General features: G+C 39.7%; 13 protein-coding genes and 6 pseudogenes. 10 read left to right on the top strand and 9 right to left on the bottom strand.

From position 1 onward, the window contains the following. Window positions 1-53: 53 nt before the first annotated feature. Window positions 54-905, bottom strand: coding sequence for a co-chaperone DjlA (gene djlA / locus AAFX60_001275; protein XDF77890.1), 852 nt, complete (start codon window positions 903-905; stop codon window positions 54-56). Window positions 906-1111: 206 nt separating this feature from the next. On the opposite strand from djlA, the gene lptD reads away from it, so the two are divergent. The 5 genes and pseudogenes from lptD (at window position 1112) to apaH (ending at window position 7533) form a co-directional block, all read left to right on the top strand. Further along, on the top strand, window positions 1112-3469 hold the full coding sequence (lptD, locus tag AAFX60_001270; GenBank protein XDF77889.1) for an LPS assembly protein LptD: 2358 nt from the start codon (window positions 1112-1114) through the stop codon (window positions 3467-3469). Window positions 3470-3536: 67 nt separating this feature from the next. Then, a pseudogene (gene surA / locus AAFX60_001265) lies at window positions 3537-4849 on the top strand (peptidylprolyl isomerase SurA). After that, on the top strand, window positions 4842-5831 hold the full coding sequence (gene pdxA, locus AAFX60_001260) for a 4-hydroxythreonine-4-phosphate dehydrogenase PdxA (protein XDF77888.1): 990 nt from the start codon (window positions 4842-4844) through the stop codon (window positions 5829-5831). Before surA ends, pdxA begins: the two are co-directional and overlap by 8 nt. Beyond that, window positions 5828-6646: a 16S rRNA (adenine(1518)-N(6)/adenine(1519)-N(6))-dimethyltransferase RsmA gene (gene rsmA / locus AAFX60_001255; GenBank protein ID XDF77887.1), complete on the top strand. Its 819-nt coding sequence runs from the start codon at window positions 5828-5830 to the stop codon at window positions 6644-6646. Before pdxA ends, rsmA begins: the two co-directional genes overlap by 4 nt. A gap of 72 nt (window positions 6647-6718) precedes the next feature. After that, window positions 6719-7533 (top strand): annotated as a pseudogene (gene apaH, locus AAFX60_001250) (bis(5'-nucleosyl)-tetraphosphatase (symmetrical) ApaH). 250 nt (window positions 7534-7783) lie between these two features. Here apaH and folA read toward each other — a convergent pair. The 6 genes and pseudogenes from folA to rplU all read right to left on the bottom strand — a co-directional run bounded on the left by folA (window position 7784) and on the right by rplU (window position 11667). Continuing rightward, complete coding sequence (gene folA / locus AAFX60_001245; GenBank protein XDF77886.1) at window positions 7784-8263, bottom strand: type 3 dihydrofolate reductase; 480 nt, start codon at window positions 8261-8263, stop codon at window positions 7784-7786. A 22-nt stretch (window positions 8264-8285) separates the two neighbouring features. Next, on the bottom strand, window positions 8286-8777 hold the full coding sequence (locus AAFX60_001240) for a threonine/serine exporter family protein (GenBank protein ID XDF77885.1): 492 nt from the start codon (window positions 8775-8777) through the stop codon (window positions 8286-8288). Then, window positions 8770-9539, bottom strand: a pseudogene (locus AAFX60_001235) (threonine/serine exporter family protein). Before AAFX60_001235 ends, AAFX60_001240 begins: the two are co-directional and overlap by 8 nt. A 133-nt stretch (window positions 9540-9672) precedes the next feature. Next, on the bottom strand, window positions 9673-10845 hold the full coding sequence (gene cgtA, locus AAFX60_001230) for an Obg family GTPase CgtA (protein ID XDF77884.1): 1173 nt from the start codon (window positions 10843-10845) through the stop codon (window positions 9673-9675). A 235-nt stretch (window positions 10846-11080) separates the two neighbouring features. Continuing rightward, entirely contained in the window at window positions 11081-11338 is a 258-nt protein-coding gene (gene rpmA / locus AAFX60_001225) for a 50S ribosomal protein L27 (GenBank protein XDF77883.1), read from the bottom strand. Window positions 11339-11355: 17 nt separating this feature from the next. Next, complete coding sequence (rplU, locus tag AAFX60_001220; protein XDF77882.1) at window positions 11356-11667, bottom strand: 50S ribosomal protein L21; 312 nt, start codon at window positions 11665-11667, stop codon at window positions 11356-11358. Between the two features lie 275 nt (window positions 11668-11942). Here rplU and ispB point away from each other — a divergent pair, with 275 nt between their 5' ends. Next, window positions 11943-12914 (top strand): octaprenyl diphosphate synthase, encoded by a 972-nt coding sequence (gene ispB, locus AAFX60_001215; GenBank protein XDF77881.1) that lies wholly within the window; start codon window positions 11943-11945, stop codon window positions 12912-12914. 88 nt (window positions 12915-13002) lie between these two features. Here the strand turns inward: ispB and mdh are convergent, their stop codons facing one another. Further along, window positions 13003-13938 (bottom strand): malate dehydrogenase, encoded by a 936-nt coding sequence (mdh, locus tag AAFX60_001210; protein XDF77880.1) that lies wholly within the window; start codon window positions 13936-13938, stop codon window positions 13003-13005. Window positions 13939-14211: 273 nt separating this feature from the next. Here mdh and argR point away from each other — a divergent pair, with 273 nt between their 5' ends. From argR to AAFX60_001190, 4 genes and pseudogenes are all read left to right on the top strand, one after another. Then, window positions 14212-14682 carry a transcriptional regulator ArgR gene (argR, locus tag AAFX60_001205; GenBank protein ID XDF77879.1) on the top strand — a complete coding sequence of 157 codons (471 nt, stop codon included), beginning with the start codon at window positions 14212-14214 and terminating at the stop codon, window positions 14680-14682. Window positions 14683-15013: 331 nt separating this feature from the next. Then, window positions 15014-15987 (top strand): annotated as a pseudogene (locus tag AAFX60_001200) (TAXI family TRAP transporter solute-binding subunit). 292 nt (window positions 15988-16279) lie between these two features. After that, a pseudogene (locus AAFX60_001195) lies at window positions 16280-18857 on the top strand (TRAP transporter permease). A gap of 51 nt (window positions 18858-18908) precedes the next feature. Continuing rightward, on the top strand, window positions 18909-19346 hold the full coding sequence (locus tag AAFX60_001190; protein ID XDF77878.1) for a universal stress protein: 438 nt from the start codon (window positions 18909-18911) through the stop codon (window positions 19344-19346). A 50-nt stretch (window positions 19347-19396) separates the two neighbouring features. Here the strand turns inward: AAFX60_001190 and rluA are convergent. Next, window positions 19397-20133 (bottom strand): annotated as a pseudogene (gene rluA / locus AAFX60_001185) (bifunctional tRNA pseudouridine(32) synthase/23S rRNA pseudouridine(746) synthase RluA). Between the last annotated feature and the right edge of the window lie 9 nt (window positions 20134-20142).

The following is a 20142-nucleotide window of genomic DNA, read 5'->3' as shown; positions in this document are numbered from 1 at the left end:
TAAGTGTACTTCCTATGGGCATAATACATGCCCATATAACTTCTTTGATGACTCTATTTAATGCCCTTTTCTTTCTTAATTAAATCGTAAGCCGCTTGAATTTCTTGTGCTTTCTCTTTGGCCATATTCATCATTTCTGGTGGTAAACCTTTTGCAACCAGCTTATCAGGGTGATGCTCATTCATTAATTTACGGTGAGCACGCTTAATTGTTTTGGGATCAGCATCTTCACTAATACCAAGTAAATTATATGCATCTTTTAACTGACTCGCAGAACTTGCTTGTTGCCATTGCCCTTGTTGATGTGAGCCACCACTTTGGTGCCCAGAGAATCCACCACCTTGTTGGAAACGAAATGCCGCTTCTTGCATTCTCAAACGTTTTTCAAGTTGTTCTGCACTAAATCCAAGCTCTTCAGCCACGATATGCAATACATCACGCTCACTAGGATGAATATCGCCATCAGCAATCGCCGCTGCAATTTGTAATTCTAAAAAGAACTGCAATAAATCGTAACGGCCACCAGTAATTGAGCGAATATTTCTTAGTGTTTCACGTAGTGGAAAATCGCTTTCTTTACCTTCACGGAAAGCTTCTTGTGCTTCTCGTTTTTGTTCATCAGAAAGATTCATTCGATCCATCATCATTGATGCTAATTGAATCTCTTCACGTGTTACTTGACCTTTAGCTTTCGCTACATGCCCCATAACAGCATACGCTGCATGAAAGAACTCAGCTTGTCTCTGAGTTTGAGATGCTCCGCCAGTTTGGAAAGTAAATCCACTATTAGCCATACGTTTAGCTTTATCAAACTGATGGCCAATAAAGATTCCTAATGCAGCCCCAAAAAAGCCGCCAAATAGGAAACCAAAAAAACCGCCTAATATTTTGCCGAATATTTGCATTTTATATTCCAATTAATGAATTTTTCTATTTTTACTCTGTCACACCATGAGCAAATGGAGCCTTACACTTTACAATGATTAATCTATGATCGCGACATCTTAAGGTGGTTTGGGCATAGGTTTTGCTTTATTATAAAGAAGTGACTCTGTCTAGTATCTTTGAGTATATCAGCGGATTAATATAACAAACAGGAACGTCTAACTCGATGTCTTTTACTTCTCGTAGCCTACTTGCCTCATTTACTGGATGCCTTCTTTACGGCACTCCTGCCATTGCTGATAATGGTAGTGAACCTGTATCTCCAGAAAATGGCATTGTTTTTCCTCTGCAAACTGATGCAGTTAACTCTTGTGAAGTTCCTGATAAAAAATCAAAAGAGGAAGAAGATCAACAACCTGTATTAATTCAAGCAGACAGTGTTGAAGCGAGCAACAATTCAAAAGCCGTTTATAAAGGTAATGTTCATATTATTAAAGGCCGACAAGAAATTAAAGCCGATAGCATTACTTTACATCAACAAGAAAACATCGCAATTGCTGAAGGTAATGTTGATTACTCAAGCATGGAGATGAGAACCACCTCAGATAAAGTAACCACTAACTTATCGACTGAAGATACGACCATGGTAAATACGGCATATAAAATGTCGTGCCAACCAATTCGTGGGCAAGCTGGACGCGTATTAAAGACAGGTCAAGAAATCTATCAATTAGAAGACGCCTCTTTTACAACCTGTCCTGCTGACGATAATAGTTGGCGCTTTAAAGCCAGTGATATTGAATTAGACCAATCAGACGAATGGGCAACATTCTATAATGCTCGTTTTGAAGTACTTGATGTACCTATCTTCTACTTACCTTATGTTACGGTACCGGTTGGCGATACTCGTAAAACCGGTGTATTGATCCCTAGCATTGGTCTTGATAGTAAAAATGGTTTTGAACTTTCGGTTCCTATTTACTGGAATATTGCACCAAATTACGATGCAACCACGACCATTAACTATATGGAAAGACGTGGTACTCAATTGGAAGCTGAATTCCGATACTTAACAGAGTTAGGTAAAGGCACTGTTGATGTTGAATACTTAAATGAAGATGCCAAATTCAAAGACAAAGGCTCTCGTTGGGGTGTTAGTTGGGATCATTCAGGTATTTATCAACAACACTGGAAATTTGATGTTGAGTATTCAAAAGTAAGTGATATTGATTACTTCCAAGACCTCAACTCAAGTATTGGTACTCGTGATGAAGGTCAGCTACAACAGTCTGGTGAAGTTTCTTATCGTAGCCAAGATTGGGATATGACCATGCGTGTTCGTGACTTCCAAGTATTAGTTGATGATAGCTTCCCATATCGCTTAATGCCACAAGTTGAATTTAACTATTATGCACCGCAGTTTTATAAAGAACTCGATTTTACACTACATAGCCATGCAAGTAAGTTTACAACTGAAGACCCAAGTAAACCATCAGCCACACGAGTCCATTTAGAACCGAAACTGAGTTTACCTTTAAGCTCAACGTGGTGGTCATTAACCCCTGAAGCTAGCTTACTTTATACTTACTATTCTCAAGAATTTGATGATAAATATGCGGCCTTATCTGATTTAGCAGAACAAACTGAAAGAACCATTCCTGAGGTTCGTATCAATGGTGCAATTTACCTAGATAGTACCCATAAATTCTTAGGTGAGTACTTACAAACCTTAGAGCCAAAAGTACAGTACCTCTACGTACCAGAAGTAGATCAAAGTGAAATCTACGGTGGTCAGGGCGAAGGCGGTTATGACAGCAGTAAATTGCAGTTGGATTACTATGGCTTATTTAGAGACCGTCAATATAGTGGTGTGGATTATATTGCTGCAGCAAACCAATTTAGTGTTGGTGCGACCTCTCGCTTCTATGATGATACATATAAAGAAAGAATGAACATTTCTTTTGGGCAAATATTGTACTTAAATGGTTCAGGTACAGAGGAAAATAATGATAATAAAAACTCATCTGCATGGGCAATAGAGAGTGACTTTAACTATGATGATTACCTCTTTTATCATGGTGGTATTCAATACGACTCAAATGTAAGTGAACTTCAAGTCGCTAACAGCACACTAGAATATCGTTTTTCAAAGGGTTATATCCAAGCAAACTATCGCTATGTGAGCAAAAACTACATTAAAAGTAACGTAAACTTTGAAGATGACCTGAGTCTCATTACACAGCATGGTATCTATCAAGCAGGTCTTTTAAGCGAATATAATCTGGGAAGAAATTGGGCCCTTAAAGGTCAATATTTCCACGATACAAAAGAAGACCAAATGATTGAAGCGTTAGTAGGTGTCACTTATCTTAGTGATTGTTGGTCATTCGGATTGACTTACAGTGACCAATTAATCGCTCCAAGTAATGATCCTGCATTACCTATTGGTTCTTATGAGCCCAAATATGAAAGTAACTTAATGCTTTCTATTGCTATTCGTGGCTTAGGTAACAATACGGGAATTACATCTGGCTCTGCGAATAACGCCTTAGACTACGGTCGCCCGTTCTACCTAAATAATTAATTATATGGAAATACATGAAGAGCCAACACTCTAAGGCTCTTCATTCTCCTTACTCTTGGATGACACTATGAAAAACTGGAAATTCCCACTGATTAGCACACTTTTATTGCTGCTAACCATCAATGTGCATGCTGCTCCTGTTGAGCTTGATCGTGTTGTTGCGATCGTTGATGAGGGGTTGTACTACAAAGCGACATTGATACCTCATTAAAAACAGTAAAAATTAACGCACAAGAAAAGGGGCAACCTCTTCCTGATGAAGCAGTACTTCGTGAACAAGTACTAGAGAAACTCATTGTTGATACGATTCAAAGCCAGCAAGCTGCAAAAATGGGTATTCGTATTGATGATACTCGCCTTGAAGCTGCATTGAATGACATCGCAAAAGAAAACAACATGACCTTAGCGCAGCTACAACAAAAAACAGCAGCTCAAGGACTTCCTTATGCCAATTTCCGCGAACAAATTCGTAAAGAAATAGCAGCAAGTGAAGCTCGTAATGCTCAAATACGTCGCCGTATTAATATTCTTCCTCAAGAAGTAGAGAGTCTTGCTCTGCTACTTGCAGAAGAAACTCAAGCAACAGTTCAATACAAAATCAGCCATATCCAGCTAAGAGTTGAAGATGGTGCAACTCAAGCAGATAAAGAAGCATTAGAAAAACAAGCTGAAGATCTTACAGAGCGATTAAAGCAAGGTGCTGATTTTGCGACAATGGCTTACACCTACTCGAAAGGTCCAAAAGCTCTACAAGGTGGTGATTGGGGTTGGATGCGTAAAGAAGAAATGCCAACTATCTTTGCAGACCAAATTACCGGCCAAGGTAAAAACAGTATTATTGGTCCATTCCGTTCAGGCGTTGGTTTCCATATATTAAAAATTGATGATGTGAAAGGACTTGAAACGGTTGCTGTAACAGAAGTAAATGCGCGTCATATTCTAATAAAAACTTCAGTAATCATGAGTGATGAAGGTGCACAGCGTCTATTAAATACGATCATCGATGATATTAAATCAGGTAAAGAAACCTTTGCAGATATGGCACAACGTTATAGCCAAGACCCAGGCTCTGCTGCAAATGATGGTGAACTAGGTTTCCAAACTCCGGATTTATACGTACCAGAATTTAAACACCAAGTTGAAACTCTACCTGTAGGTCAAATTAGCGCACCATTTAAAACGGTTCACGGCTGGCATATTGCTGAAGTATTAGAGCGTCGCCAAGTTGATAGAACTGATGCTGCGATGAAAAACAAAGCATACCGAATTCTTCTTAACCGTAAATTTAATGAAGAAGCTGGTGCATGGCTACAAGAAATCCGTGCAAGTGCTTATGTTGAAATCTTACAGGACGACGATGGTGAAGATGACAATGAATAATATTAAACGCATTGCGATCACTCCCGGCGAACCATCGGGTATTGGCCCAGATCTTGTTATTGCTATTGCTCAACAAGACTGGCCTCATCAACTTGTCATTTGTGGTAGCAAACAAGTTTTAGCAGAAAGAGCTGCGCAACTTGGTATTCAAATCCAAATTGAAGATTATAACGCTCAATTAGCAGCCACTAGTCATAAAGCGGGCACACTACTCGTAGAAGATATCGAGTTAGGCTCTAGCGTTATTGCCGGTGAATTAAATGAAGCAAATGGGCACTATGTTCTTGAAACATTGCGTCGTGCTGCACAAGGTAATATGGATGGTGAATTTGATGCCGTCGTCACAGGCCCTGTGCACAAAGGGGTAATCAACCGAGCAGGTGTCGCTTTTAGTGGCCATACTGAATTTTTTGCTGAACAATCAAATACACAACAAGTTGTGATGATGCTTGCGACTGAAGGGCTAAGAGTTGCATTAGTAACGACTCACATCCCACTCGCATATGTATCAAAAGCAATTACAGCGGATCGCTTAAAGCAAGTTACCCGTATTTTGCACCAAGATTTAATAACCAAGTTTGGAATTGCTAACCCATCTATTTTTGTTTGCGGATTAAATCCTCACGCAGGCGAAGATGGCTGTCTTGGTCTCGAAGAAATTGATATCATAGCACCAGCATTAAATGAATTACGTGAGCAAGAAGGAATGAACTTAATCGGTCCATTACCTGCTGATACGTTATTTCAAGATAAATACTTACAAGAAGCAGACGCGGTACTGGCTATGTATCACGATCAAGGTCTTCCTGTGCTAAAATTTAAAGGCTTCGGAAAATCCGTAAACATCACGTTAGGTTTACCGTTTATCCGTACGTCCGTAGACCATGGTACTGCATTGGAATTAGCAGGTACTGGAAAAGCAGATGCAGGAAGCTTTATTACCGCACTTACCCATGCAATAGAACTGGTAGAAAATAAATGAGTACAAGAAATGATGTCCATTTAGGCCATAAAGCAAGAAAACGCTTTGGTCAAAACTTCTTAAATGACCCTTATGTGATCGATGGAATCGTATCTGCAATCAACCCTCTACCAGGCCAAAACCTTGTAGAAATTGGTCCAGGTCTTGGTGCTATCACTGAGCCGGTTGGACGTGAAGTAGATAAATTTACGGTTATTGAACTTGACCGTGACTTAGCTGAACGTTTACGTAACCACCCTGAATTGGGCAGTAAGCTAACAATTCATGAAGGCGATGCAATGCGCTTTGACTTCACTCAGCTAATCAAAGAAAACAATAAACTGCGTATTTTTGGTAACCTACCATACAATATTTCTACGCCGTTAATGTTCCACCTTTTTGAATTCCATAAAGACGTACAAGACATGCACTTTATGCTACAAAAAGAAGTGGTTAATCGTCTAGCTGCTGGTCCTGGTACAAAAGCATATGGTCGTTTAACGGTTATGGCTCAATACTTCTGTAAGGTTATGCCTGTACTAGAAGTGCCACCAACAGCATTTGTTCCGCCACCGAAGGTTGATTCTGCGGTTGTTCGTCTTGTTCCTTACGAAACGCTGCCTTACCCAGCAACAAACTTAAAATGGCTAGACCGTGTATGTCGTGAAGGCTTTAACCAACGTCGTAAGACAGTCCGTAACTGTTATAAAGCATTGCTAACTAAAGAGCAGTTGGAAGAATTAGGTATTAATCCTTCTATGCGCCCTGAAAACCTAACATTAGAACAGTTTATTAATATGGCGAACTGGTTAGATGCAAATCATAGTGCAGAGTAAGCATTAACTGATTTCAATTGAGGTGACCTTATGGTCACCTTTTTTATATTTATCATATTTTGAGAGAATGGCATGGCAACTTACTTTGTTGGTGATATTCAAGGCTGTTTAGATGAACTGCTTTTATTATTAGAACGCGTTGAGTTTAATCGAGAAAAAGATCAACTTTGGTTAACTGGAGATTTAGTTGCAAGAGGACCTAAATCATTAGAGACCTTACGCTTTGTAAAATCATTAGGTAACGCTGCCGTCACTATTCTGGGTAACCATGATCTCCACCTACTTGCAGTATCTCAAGGCATTTCTCGCGTTAAAGAAAAAGATAAAACCGCTCCTATTTTCACCGCGCCAGACAGTGAAGAACTGCTTACTTGGTTACGCCATCAACCATTACTAGCTGTTCATTCTGAATATGACATCGTAATGACTCACGCAGGCATTTCACCTCAATGGAATATGGCTACAGCAATAGACTGCGCCCGTGAAGTTGAATCTGTATTACTCTCTAATAAATGGGTTTGGCTATTAGAAAACATGTATGAGAACTACCCTGATACATGGGATGTCACATTATCTGGCATAGATCGTTATCGCTATATCATTAATGCCTTTACTCGCATGCGTTTTTGCCACTTAGATGGACGCTTGGATATGGAATGCAAGCTACCTCCTCAAGATATTAATAGTGATGAGCTCGTACCTTGGTTTGAGTTAGAAAATCGTCTTCCCCTTTCTCACAAAGTGATTTTTGGTCATTGGGCGGCATTGATGGGTCATGACGGAAATAACGTAATAGCACTCGATACAGGCTGTGTATGGGGGAATATATGACGATGTATCGTGTTGATGATGGGAAGTATTTTACGCAGAAGGCGATAGAACAGTAACGAAAAGAAACGAAAAACGAGGACGCTACGCTCGAGGGACGAGGAAGAGTAGAAACTAGGAACTATACGCTTCGCTAGCTAGAAACTATAAGAACAAAGAGCGAGATTTCAGGTTTCAGGAAAATCAAAAGTGAGTAAACCTGAACCCTGCAAGGATAGTAATCTGTATTCCGTTTTTCTCTTTGCTTTTATTCCTCAGGGCGCAGCCTCCTTAAGCGAAGCGCCCTTTAGAACGAAGTTCGTCCTGCTCTTATCTCTCAAGAACCACAAACTCCATATCATACTGATTCTTTTCATCTTTCGAATACGTTTCAGAATGAGTCTGATTCCAACCCTCACCCCAATCAGGGAATTGAGTATCGCCATTGATGTCAGCATCAATAAAAGTCAGGTATAACTTATCTGCATCAGAAAGACACGCTTGGTAAATTGAGCCACCACCAATAATCATAAGTTCTTCAATATCACCTGCAGCTTGTTTCGCTTCTTCAATCGAAGTAACACAAGTCACTCCGTCTATTTGTAAATTAGCATCACGGCTTAATACGATATTCAATCGGCCCGGTAATGGACGACCAATAGATTCATAAGTCTTACGCCCCATGACAATAGGTTTACCCATAGTGCATTTTTTAAACCAAGCGAAATCAGCGGGTAAATGCCATGGCATCTGATTATCAATACCAATAATACGATTCTTTGCCATTGCGGCTATCATGCTAATTTTCACGGTTATTCCTTAATCACTATACTTAAACAATCGACTTTCTACGGTAAAACAGTAACCCGGGCATAGCAAGGCCAATTGCCAATGCGGCAACCGTAAATAAGGTCTTAATTAAATTATCAATCATCATTGCCCATAATTCAGGGGAATACCCAAGGTGATTTATTTCAACAACAGCAATCATGGCTTTAAAAGCAAAAACACCGGGTACCATTGGAATTAATGCTGCAACTGTAAATACTTTTGGGTGCGCTAAAAATCGGTGCGACCAATGAACACCAATCATACCGACGGTTGTGGCTGCACATAGTGTTGCCCACTCCAGCGGCACACCAAAGTGTAATAATAAAAAACGACTACCATGCCCAATCGCACCACCGATCGCACAATATTTTAATGCTTTAACAGGCACGTTAAATACCAAGGCAAAACCAACCGCAGGGATCATGGCAAAAAACATATCATTTAATAATGCGATAAATAACGCCAATCCACTACTTAAAGACAAACTATCCATTTAACCACCCCCACGCTCCAACTAAATTCATTGCACCAACAATACCAATACTGGTCGCTAAGGTAAGTAAAGTTGCGAACGTCCAACGAGCCGTACCCATATTGACATAGCCTTTAACCATATCAGCAACAGCATTAATTAATGGGAACCGGGAACCAACATCAAAACAGAAGAAGCCATTGCTAAAAAGGGAGTATTACCAATATGATAAATAACGGCTTGAGAAGAAATAAGAGTGGTAACGAAGGCTGTAACACCAAAATTTAATAACGGATTAAAGTTTCTGTGTCCAATTTCTTGACGAACAATCATACCTAAAGCTGAAGCAATAAAAGTAACAAGAAAGACCGCCCAATCCCCGCCAGCTAAACGGCTAAAACTAGCACAAGATAAACCAATCATGACCACAACTAACCAACGGTTGTATCTTTCAGGGCTCACTTTTTCTAATTTTTCTGTGGCATCATGTCTATCAAGCAATCCTTTTTCTGACATGATGCAGATCCTTTGGATCTCTGTAACGGCTCGCATGTTGATTCCACGATCAGGTGCTCTACGAGTCGTTGTCATGCAGTGCTCATTAATCACCGTTGTAATAACCAACGAACTCGCTGATAAAGATACTTCAACATCATCAGCCCCAACTGCAATCCCTAAGCGTCGACTGACATCAGACACCAGACTACTTTCAGCCCCATGTTGTAATAACATTTGTCCTGCTTTTGCTACTAAGCGGGATATTTCTCTTTGCTTCTCATCCATGTTTATTCGCAATGATTCGTTAAATAGAAATCTATTCTAATCTTTTCAACTCAGTGTTTAATGATTTAAATAAAAAAAACCGCAACAAGTGCGGTTTTTTTATAATGATTATCTGTAATAAGCACAGAACAAGTTAGTCACGAACGTAGATAACGTGGCCATCATCTTCTTCATCGTCCCAATCATCCCAGTCGTCTTCAGTAACAACGTCTTTACCAGACATTGCATCTTTGTGGTAATCATCCCACATGAAGTCAACTTTGTTCGCTGCTTTTTCTTCTTCTGTTTGGATTTCTTTTGGTAATGTATCCATGAAATCAGCTAATTCATCACACAATTCTTGAGTACCAGTGCGACTTACAGCAGCAATCTTAAAGTAACGATCTTCCCAAGCTAATGCTTCTAGGATCTCATTGATCTTCTCGTCAGCTTCTTCTTCTAATAGAAGGTCTGTTTTATTGAATAATAACCAGCGTGGTTTGCTTGCTACTTTCTCACTGTACTGCTCTAACTCATCAATGATAGTTAATGCATTTTGTACAGGATCACTTCCATCAATTGGAAGAATATCAATTACATGAAGCAATACACGACAACGCTCAAGGTGTTTTAAGAAACGAACACCCAGACCAGCACCGTCAGCAGCACCTTCAATTAGACCAGGGATATCTGCAACAACGAAACTCTTATTACCACGAGCACGCACAACACCTAGACTAGGAATTAACGTTGTGAATGGGTAATCCGCTACTTTTGGTTTTGCAGCAGATACCGCACGAATAAATGTAGATTTACCCGCATTTGGTAGACCAAGCATACCAACATCAGCAAGAAGAAGAAGCTCTAGACGAAGTTCACGAACCTCACCTTTTGTTCCTAATGTCTTTTGACGTGGGGCACGGTTTACAGATGATTTAAAACGCGTGTTACCTAGACCGTGCCAACCACCTTTTGCTACCATTTGCTTCATACCGTGAGTCATTAGTTCTGCAACTTTCTCACCTGTATCAATATCAATCGCACGTGTGCCTACAGGTACTTTAAGCGTAATATCTTCGCCACGTTTACCTGTACAGTTACCACCACTACCATTTTTACCACGCTCAGCGTTATAAAAACGATTAAAACGGTAATCGATTAATGTATTAAGGTTTTCATCAGCTTCTAGATAAACGTCGCCGCCATCACCGCCATCACCGCCATCAGGGCCACCTTTGGCTACGAATTTTTCACGCCAAAAACTAACAACGCCGTTACCGCCGTCGCCTGCATCTACTTTAATTGTCGCTTCATCAACGAATTTCATTTTCTTCTCCGAGCTGTAGCGTTGGTACTTATTTTATAATTTAAGTACGGCTTCATTTACTGTAGACCAGAATGAGACCTTAAGATTGGATCGTCAATGATCTTTACGCTACGTATATATCAATATAGTCACTAGTTAAGTACTCTTATTATAGATGAAGAGTGTTTAACTGGTGACTATCCATAAATAAAAAGCCCGCCAATTGGCAGGGCTTTAGAATTAACTTAAAAAGTTATTATTCAGCTTCGATAGAAACGAATTTACGGTTTTTAGGACCTTTAACTTCAAATTTCACTTTACCTTCAGATAGAGCGAAAAGAGTGTGGTCTTTACCGATGCCTACGTTAGTACCAGCGTGGAATTTAGTACCACGTTGACGAACGATGATGTTACCTGCAAGAACAGATTCGCCACCGAAACGCTTAACACCAAGACGTTTACTTTCTGAATCACGGCCGTTACGTGTAGAACCGCCAGCTTTTTTATGTGCCATTTGTTATTCTCCTTAGATTAAGCGCTGATGCCAGTAATTTTGACTTCAGTGAACCATTGACGGTGGCCCTGTTGCTTACGAGAATGCTTACGACGACGGAACTTAACGATTTTAACTTTATCGCCACGACCGTGCTGAACTACTTCCGCAGTTACTTTACCGCCAGCTACTAGAGGTGCACCAACAGTGATTTCTTCACCGTTAGCAATCATAAGAACGTTGTCGAACTCAACTGTTGCGCCAGTCTCAACGTCTAATTTTTCCAAACGAAGAGTTTGACCTTCGCTTACACGGTGTTGTTTACCACCAGATTGGAAAACAGCGTACATATTTTACTCCGCTACTTCCGCACTACCATATATTTTGTTTACTCAACAATTTTGGTGTGCGTTAAACTTGTCATCAATAGGGCGTGGATTCTACGCTAATCATTTCAATCTGACAACCAAAAATGAAGAAAAATGATGAAAAGATCGCCTACATGCTCATTAAGCTATAAGGTGACAATTTTCGACTGTATTGCTTAGCCCATTTTAGTGTATTATTTAGTTAATCACTTATTATAATTTAGCCTGACTTAGGCCCTAACCTTGCTGGAAGAATAATGGATTTTAAAGCTATTCAAGCCCTAACGGCTGATGACATGGCAATCGTCAATGAGACCATATTAGCCCAACTCAACTCAGATGTTGCGTTAATCAACCAACTTGGTTTTTACATTGTAAGCGGCGGTGGAAAACGTCTACGCCCAGTTCTTGCTATTTTATCTGCCAAAGCACTTGGATACGAAGGTAAAGACCATACAATGGCTGCAGCTTTCATTGAGTTTATTCATACCGCAACCCTGTTGCATGATGACGTTGTTGATGAATCAGACATGCGCCGTGGTAAAGCAACAGCAAATGCAGAGTTCGGAAATGCAGCAAGTGTACTTGTTGGTGATTTCATCTATACCCGCTCTTTCCAAATGATGACAAGCTTAGGATCCATAAAGATCCTTAGTTTAATGAGTGAAGCCGTAAATGTGATCGCCGAAGGTGAAGTTCTTCAATTAATGAACTGTAACGATCCTAATACGACTGAAGAAAGTTATATGCAAGTGATCTACTCTAAAACAGCTCGTTTATTTGAAGCCGCAACGCAGATCGGTGCGATCCTAAACGATGCCCCACAAGAAATTGAAACGGCATTACAGAATTACGGAAAGTATTTAGGTACCGCCTTCCAACTTATTGATGATGTCATGGATTACACCTCAGATGGTGAAGACATGGGTAAAAATGTTGGCGATGACCTTGCTGAAGGTAAACCAACTCTTCCTCTATTACATGCAATGATGCACGGAAATGAAGAACAAAATGCAATGATCCGTGAAGCAATCGAAAATGGTAATGGTTTAGATAAACTTGAGCCGATCCTTGCTTGTATGAAAGAAGTTGGCTCTTTAGAGTACACAAAACAAAAAGCAGATGAAGAAGCAGATAAAGCGATTGCTGAATTAGCCATTCTTCCTGAATCAGATTATAAAGAAGCACTGAAAGCATTAGCGCACCTAGCCGTTAAACGTAGTAAATAATCCACACCTTTTCTTTCAAACATAATAAAGGGGCAGATAGTTAGACTATCTGCCCCTTTATTCTTTCAATTAATGTCTAAGTTAACACTTATTGAACAAACTCTTCGCCAATTTTGATATCGCCTCTTAGCGTATCTAGCATACTTTCTAGCGCTTCTTGTTCAAATGCACTTAACTCACCATAAGATTGAATTTCTTCAACCCCATTTTTGCCAAGTAGAATTGGTTGTGCGAAGAAACGAGCATGTCCACCGTTACCTTCAACATAAGCACATTCAACAACGCCTTCTTCACCACTCAGTGCTTTTACTAGTGATAGACCAAAACGACATGCCGCTTGACCCATAGACAACGTTGCTGAGCCGCCACCCGCTTTTGCTTCAACCACTTCTGTACCCGCGTTTTGAATGCGAGGAGTCAATGCAGCCACTTCTTCAGCTGTAAACTCAACACCTTGAACTTGAGATAATAAAGGAAGGATTGTGACACCAGAGTGACCACCAATAACAGGAACACGGATCTCACCTGGATCTTTATCTTTTAATTCAGCCACGAAAGTCTCTGAACGGATCACATCCAGCGTGGTTACACCAAATAATTTATTTTTGTCATACACACCTGCTTTTTTTAATACTTCTGCAGCAATTGCTACCGTAGTATTTACAGGGTTTGTAATAATACCAATACACGCTTTAGGACAAGTTACCGCAATCTTTTCAGTTAACGATTTAACAATACCTGCATTGATATTAAAAAGATCAGAACGATCCATTCCAGGTTTACGAGCAACACCTGCAGAAATAAGTACAACATCTGCACCTTCTAATGCTGGTGTTGGATCTTCTCCGCAATATCCTTTGATTGATACTGGTGTTGGAATATGGCTTAGATCCGCAGCAACACCTGGAGTTACTGGAGCAATATCATATAAAGCTAGATCTGACCCTGCTGGTAAACGGTTCTTAAGAAGTAATGCTAACGCTTGTCCAATGCCGCCAGCGGCACCAATAACAGCTACTTTCATTTTCGTTCTCCTTGAAATGGTAGGAATATTGTTATTATTTAAAGATTTTACTTTCAGACTGAATCTGACGTTATAGTAAGGACAGGTGAAATTCAACGAAGTTTTCCTCGCTTTGCGACCTTACGCAACGACATATGATCCGTGCTACAAATTCGTTACTAATGATACCGACTAATCACTGGTAATTATTCACAAATTTACCATTTTGACTTGGTTATAAATAAATAATTATGCGAGAATAGTAAGAATTGTTGCAAAAAGAATCAAAACAGTATGCGAAATAATGAAAAACAAGAACTACTAGTTAAAGAGTTTAAAGCCATTCTTAAAGCTGAACGATTTGGCTCCCAAGGTGAAATCGTTGATGCTCTTCGTCAATCTGGCTTTGATAACATCAACCAATCTAAAGTTTCACGAATGCTGACTAAGTTTGGTGCCGTTCGTACACGCAATGCAAAAATGGAAATGGTGTACTGCCTACCCGTTGAACTTGGTGTTCCTACTGTTTCAAGCTCATTACGTGAACTCGTTATGGATATTGATTACAACAACGCATTAGTTGTTATTCATACCGGTCCTGGAGCTGCGCAGCTAATTGCCCGCCTACTAGATTCTTTAGGTAAAGCAGAAGGTATCTTAGGTGTTGTCGCGGGTGACGATACTATCTTTATTACACCAACTCGTAATATTGAAGTTGCTGAACTGTTTGATTCAGTTTGCGACTTGTTTGAATACTCAGTTTAATCACATAAATTTAAGCACTTTATGCCTCTCATAAAGTGCTTCCTCCTATCTATTACTCTCCTCATTAACCACACTAAAAGTGCTAGAAACCACCTAAATTAGGTAAAAACTTCAAAAAACAACTCTATCAATAGCTGTTTATTTCACATTTTTGATAGATTTTATTTAACATCAATTTAAACTGGCTGCATTAGTTTGCTATCATTTGCACGCCATTTCTGTAACAGGAAATATAAAACACTTTATGATGAAGTGAATAAATACTGGTTTTTATCTTATACTTTTCATTGAGCTGTATGATAAAAAGCAAAATAATAAGGAAGGGAATAACATGGCATTACAAAATGTAATTAAAGCAACGGCTGTAGCTGCAGCAATGATGACTGCGGGTATGGGAACTGCAAGTGCCCAAGAATTCATAACCATTGGTACAGGCTCAGTAACTGGAGTTTACTACCCAACGGGTGGTGCAATCTGTAAATTAGTTAACAAAGACCGTAAAGAACACAATGTTCGCTGTTCTGTTGAATCAACAGGTGGCTCGATTTATAACGTAAATACTATTCGTTCTGGTGAATTAGATTTCGGTATTGTTCAGTCTGATTGGCAATACCATGGCTATAACGGTACTAGCAAATTTAAAGAGCAAGGCCCTTACAAAAAACTACGTGCGATGTTCTCTCTTCATACTGAACCTTTTAACATCATAGCTCGTACAGATTCAGGTATTAACAACGTAGCTGACCTTAAAGGTAAGCGTATAAATATTGGTAACCCAGGCTCTGGTGACCGAGCAACCATGGGCGTTGTTATGGACGCAATGGGTTGGACAAATGATAGCTTCAAGCTAGCTTCAGAACTAAAAGGTTCTGAGCGTTCACAAGCACTTTGTGATAATAAAATTGATGCATTCATCTATATGGTTGGTCACCCAAATGGCTCAATCAAAGAAGCAACAACCTCTTGTGATGCAAACTGGTTTCAGCAACAGGACCTGAGATTGATAAAATCGTAGCGGATAATCCTTATTACGCATACAGCACAGTACCGGCAGGTATGTACCGTGGTACTACAGGTGATGTAAATAGCTTTGGTGTAGCGGCAACAATGGTAACCACATCTGATGTATCTGATGAAGTAGCTTACAGCGTAGCGAAAGCAGTATTTGAAAACTTCGATACGTTTAAGCGTCTACATCCAGCATTTGCGACTTTGAAAAAAGAAGATATGGTTAAAGCTGGTCTTTCTATCCCACTACACCCAGGTGCAGTGAAATACTACAAAGAAGTCGGCCTACTAAAATAGAAACACTTCTTTAGGTAAAAGAGGTCATATGGCCTCTTTTATTCTTCGCTCTACTTTCTGATCTTTCTTTTAAACGGACAATAATAATACCAACCGCTCAATTGGTAATAGCTATCTTATTATTCAATGTTGATACTTCATTTTTAAATAAGTAAGTACAAAAATAAATACGATGGTTATGACAATAAACGAATTTAAAGATCAGCTTTTTTGGCCTATATATTGGCTATATTCGGAAACCTAATACTTATTTGAAAGAGTATTAAATTCGACCATCACTAAGGAAAAGTACATGACGCAACAATCTTCACCGTCGCAAGATGTGCAAGAAATGGTGCCCAATCTGATACCGGGGCTCGTTCACCGCAAGGATTATCTGGCCGTATTTTATGGTTTGTTCCACTATGTTGGTCTTTATTCCAACTTTGGTATGCTTCCCCTTTACCGTTCATTTTTGATTTCGGCATACTTAATGATACAGAAGCACGTTCAATACACTTAGCTTTTGCTATTTTTTTAGCATTCACCGCTTATCCGGCACTAAAAACTCTCCAAGAGATCGCATTCCTGCGGTTGATTGGATTCTGGCTTTATTAGGCAGTTTCTCCGCTGCTTATATCTATATTTTTTATACCGAGCTTGCAGGTCGCTCTGGTGCGCCAACCACATTTGATATTGTGGCTGCTGTTACCGGTATGATTTTACTACTTGAAGCAACTCGACGAGCATTAGGTCCACCACTCATGGTTGTGGCAGCCGTGTTTCTTCTATACACCTTTGCTGGTCCACATATGCCAGATGTTATTGCTCATAAAGGTGCAAGCTTAAATAAAGCCATGTCTCACTTATGGCTAACAACTGAAGGGGTATTTGGTGTTGCTTTAGGCGTATCAACCTCATTTGTTTTCTTATTTGTGCTTTTTGGCGCCATGTTAGAAAAAGCAGGTGCTGGTGCTTACTTTATTAAAGTCGCCTTCTCTTTACTCGGTCATATGAAAGGTGGCCCAGCAAAAGCAGCGGTTGTTGCTTCAGGTTTATCGGGTTTAGTTTCAGGTTCTTCTATTGCCAATGTTGTAACAACTGGCACATTCACCATTCCACTAATGAAACGCGTTGGTTTCCCAGGAACAAAAGCGGGTGCTGTTGAAGTTGCTGCATCTACGAATGGTCAATTAACACCACCTATCATGGGTGCCGCAGCATTCTTAATGGTGGAATACGTAGGTATTTCATATGTTGAAGTAATTAAAGCCGCTTTATTACCAGCACTTATCTCTTACATCGCATTACTTTATATTGTCCACCTTGAAGCCTGTAAAGCTGGAATGAAAGGTCTACCACGTCGTCATAACCCAACACTCGTTCAAAGTTTGCTCTCTTTTACAGGAACTATTCTTGGTTTGTGTATTATTAGTGCTGCTGTTTATTATGGTATCGGTTGGACAAAAGGTGTCTTTGGAGATGCAGCAACCCCAATTGTTACTATTGCATTGCTGCTGTCTTATGTTGGCTTAATTCGTATTTCAGCTAAATATCAAGAACATGCCATGATGGCAATTGATGAAGAGTTAACTGAAGTGCCAGATCCTGGTCCAACAATCAAATCAGGTTTGCATTTCTTATTACCTATCGTGGTATTAGTGTGGTGTTTGACTGTTGAGCGATTTTCTCCTGGTCTATCTGCATTCTGGGCATCAGTATTTATGATCTTTATCTTGTTAACTCAACGACCATTAATCAGCTTTTTTACTAAAGATGGCGATATGTTCGAAAGTGTAAAACAAGGATTTGATGATTTACTAGAAAGTCTGGTATCAGGTGCTAGAAACATGATTGGTATCGGTGTTGCAACGGCAGCAGCTGGTACGGTTGTTGGTGTAGTAACACTTACGGGAATCGGCCTTGTTATGACTGATTTCGTAGAATTTATTTCTGGCGGTAGCATCATATTAATGCTGTTATTTACTGCGGTGATCAGTTTAATTCTTGGTATGGGATTACCAACAACAGCAAATTACATTGTTGTATCAACCCTTATGGCTCCAGTTATTGTGACATTAGGTGCTGCCCATGGATTAATCATTCCATTAATTGCAGTTCATTTATTTGTCTTTTATTTTGGTATCTTAGCGGATGATACTCCACCGGTAGGTCTTGCTGCATTTGCAGCAGCAGCGATTGCGAAATCCGATCCAATACGAACCGGTATCCAAGGTTTTACCTATGATATCCGTACTGCAATCCTGCCATTTATGTTTATTTTCAATACTCAACTATTGTTAATGGGGATTGATTCATGGTGGCACCTAGCATTAACGGTTATTTCATCGATCATTGCGATGTTAACTTTTTCTGCAGCAACACAAGGCTGGTGGTTTACTAAAACAAAATGGTGGGAAACCGCTCTTTTATTGTTAATTACTTTCTCTTTATTCCGTCCGGGGTACTGGTGGGATCAATTGTATCCAGCAAAAGATTATCACCAAGGAATTGAGATTGCTCAAATCGCAGAAGGGCTAAATATAGGACAATCACTGGAATTACAAGTGAGTGGTGAAAACCTAGAAGGTGACATCATAAACAAAACCGTTCGTTTACCTTTTGATGAGAGAGCTATTACAGGTGAAGAGCGGGTCAGTTCAATGGGGCTAATGCTATCTGAAGTCGACAACAAAATGATTGTCGATATGGTTGAGTTTGGAAGTCCTGCTGAAGCATCTGGTATTGATTTTGATTGGGAAATCAAACAAGTTGTCCTTGATGCAGATCGTCCATTAAAAGAGTGGGTATTTGTTCCAACTCTACTACTACTTTTGGCATTAGGCTTAAATCAACGTCGCCGAGCAAAAAAGGATAACTTAGCGGCATAATTGAATGGAATCTATGGGGAGAATCATCTCCCCAAATTAGGTAATAAAAATATGTATAAACAGATCTTGGTTCCAGTAGATTTAAACGAAAAAGGGTTTGCAGATAAAGCCGTTGAATTAGCGGTTTGGCATGCAAAACAATCAAATGCAGAGCTGCATCTTTTAAATGTATTGCCGGGGATTCATATGTCCATGGTCTCTACATACTTTCCTAAAGATGCGGCAAAGCAAATGAAAGCTGATGTATCCGAACAATTAAACAAGTTTGCTGCGAAGTTTGTTGATGAGGAAGTCGTATATAGAGTTCATGTGTCAGAAGGAAAACCTTATGTCACAATTCTTGATTACGCAGAACGCTTAGGTGCTGATCTTATTGTTATGCCAAGTCACAAACGCTCAAAAATTGATAAGGTGATGCTTGGTTCGGTGGCAAGTAAAGTTGTTGAAAACTCACCAATCAATGTCATGGTTGTAAAGCCACAAGGCTAACCATAATGAAAAGATTCAGTTCGAGACATTCATCTCGAACTGATTTTTTATTAAGATGATTTCAATGTTTTATAATCTGGTAGCTTTCTTATTGGATCATAAATAGAAAACATCATCTCTTGTGCTTCAGGGTAAAAATCACAAGGGACAAAAATAGAGCGAACCCAATCCGATTTGGGATGGTAAAAGCTCAATTCAGCTGCATGCAGCTCCAAACGAGAAGAGAAATTTTTCGCTTCCTCATTCGCATAAAACTCATCCCAACAATCGGATGCCCAATCGATAGCATATGTACACGTAATTGATGAGAGCGCCCAGTGATCGGTAACAACCGAACAATCGTCGTTTTCTCTTCACGTCTTACAACTTGATAGCGAGTTTGAGAAGGTTTACCATGCTCAAAACACACTTTCTGTTTTGGTCTATTCTCCCAATCGCAAATTAAAGGTAAATCAATTTCACCTTCATCTTGCTCAATGTTTCCCCATACTCGCGCATAATAAATTTTATGCGTTAGACGGTACTGAAACTGTTTCTTTAAATGACGTTCGCTGTATTTATTCATCGCAAACAACATTAACCCTGACGTAGACATATCTAAACGATGTACAACTTGAATATCAGGGAATTCAACCTTTAAACGGCTCCACATACTGTCGTAATGCTCAGGAGCTCGGCCAGGTACAGATAATAAACCAGATGGCTTGTTTACCACTAAAATAGATTCGTCTTGATAAACAATGTCTATCCACGGATCTTGGGGTGGTAAATATTCCAGCATTGCCATGCTTATACT

Origin of the sequence: Aliivibrio fischeri (assembly GCA_038993745.2) — a bacterium.
Classification (GTDB): Bacteria; Pseudomonadota; Gammaproteobacteria; order Enterobacterales; family Vibrionaceae; genus Aliivibrio; species Aliivibrio fischeri_B.
This window is presented reverse-complemented; position numbering and strand designations above follow the sequence as displayed.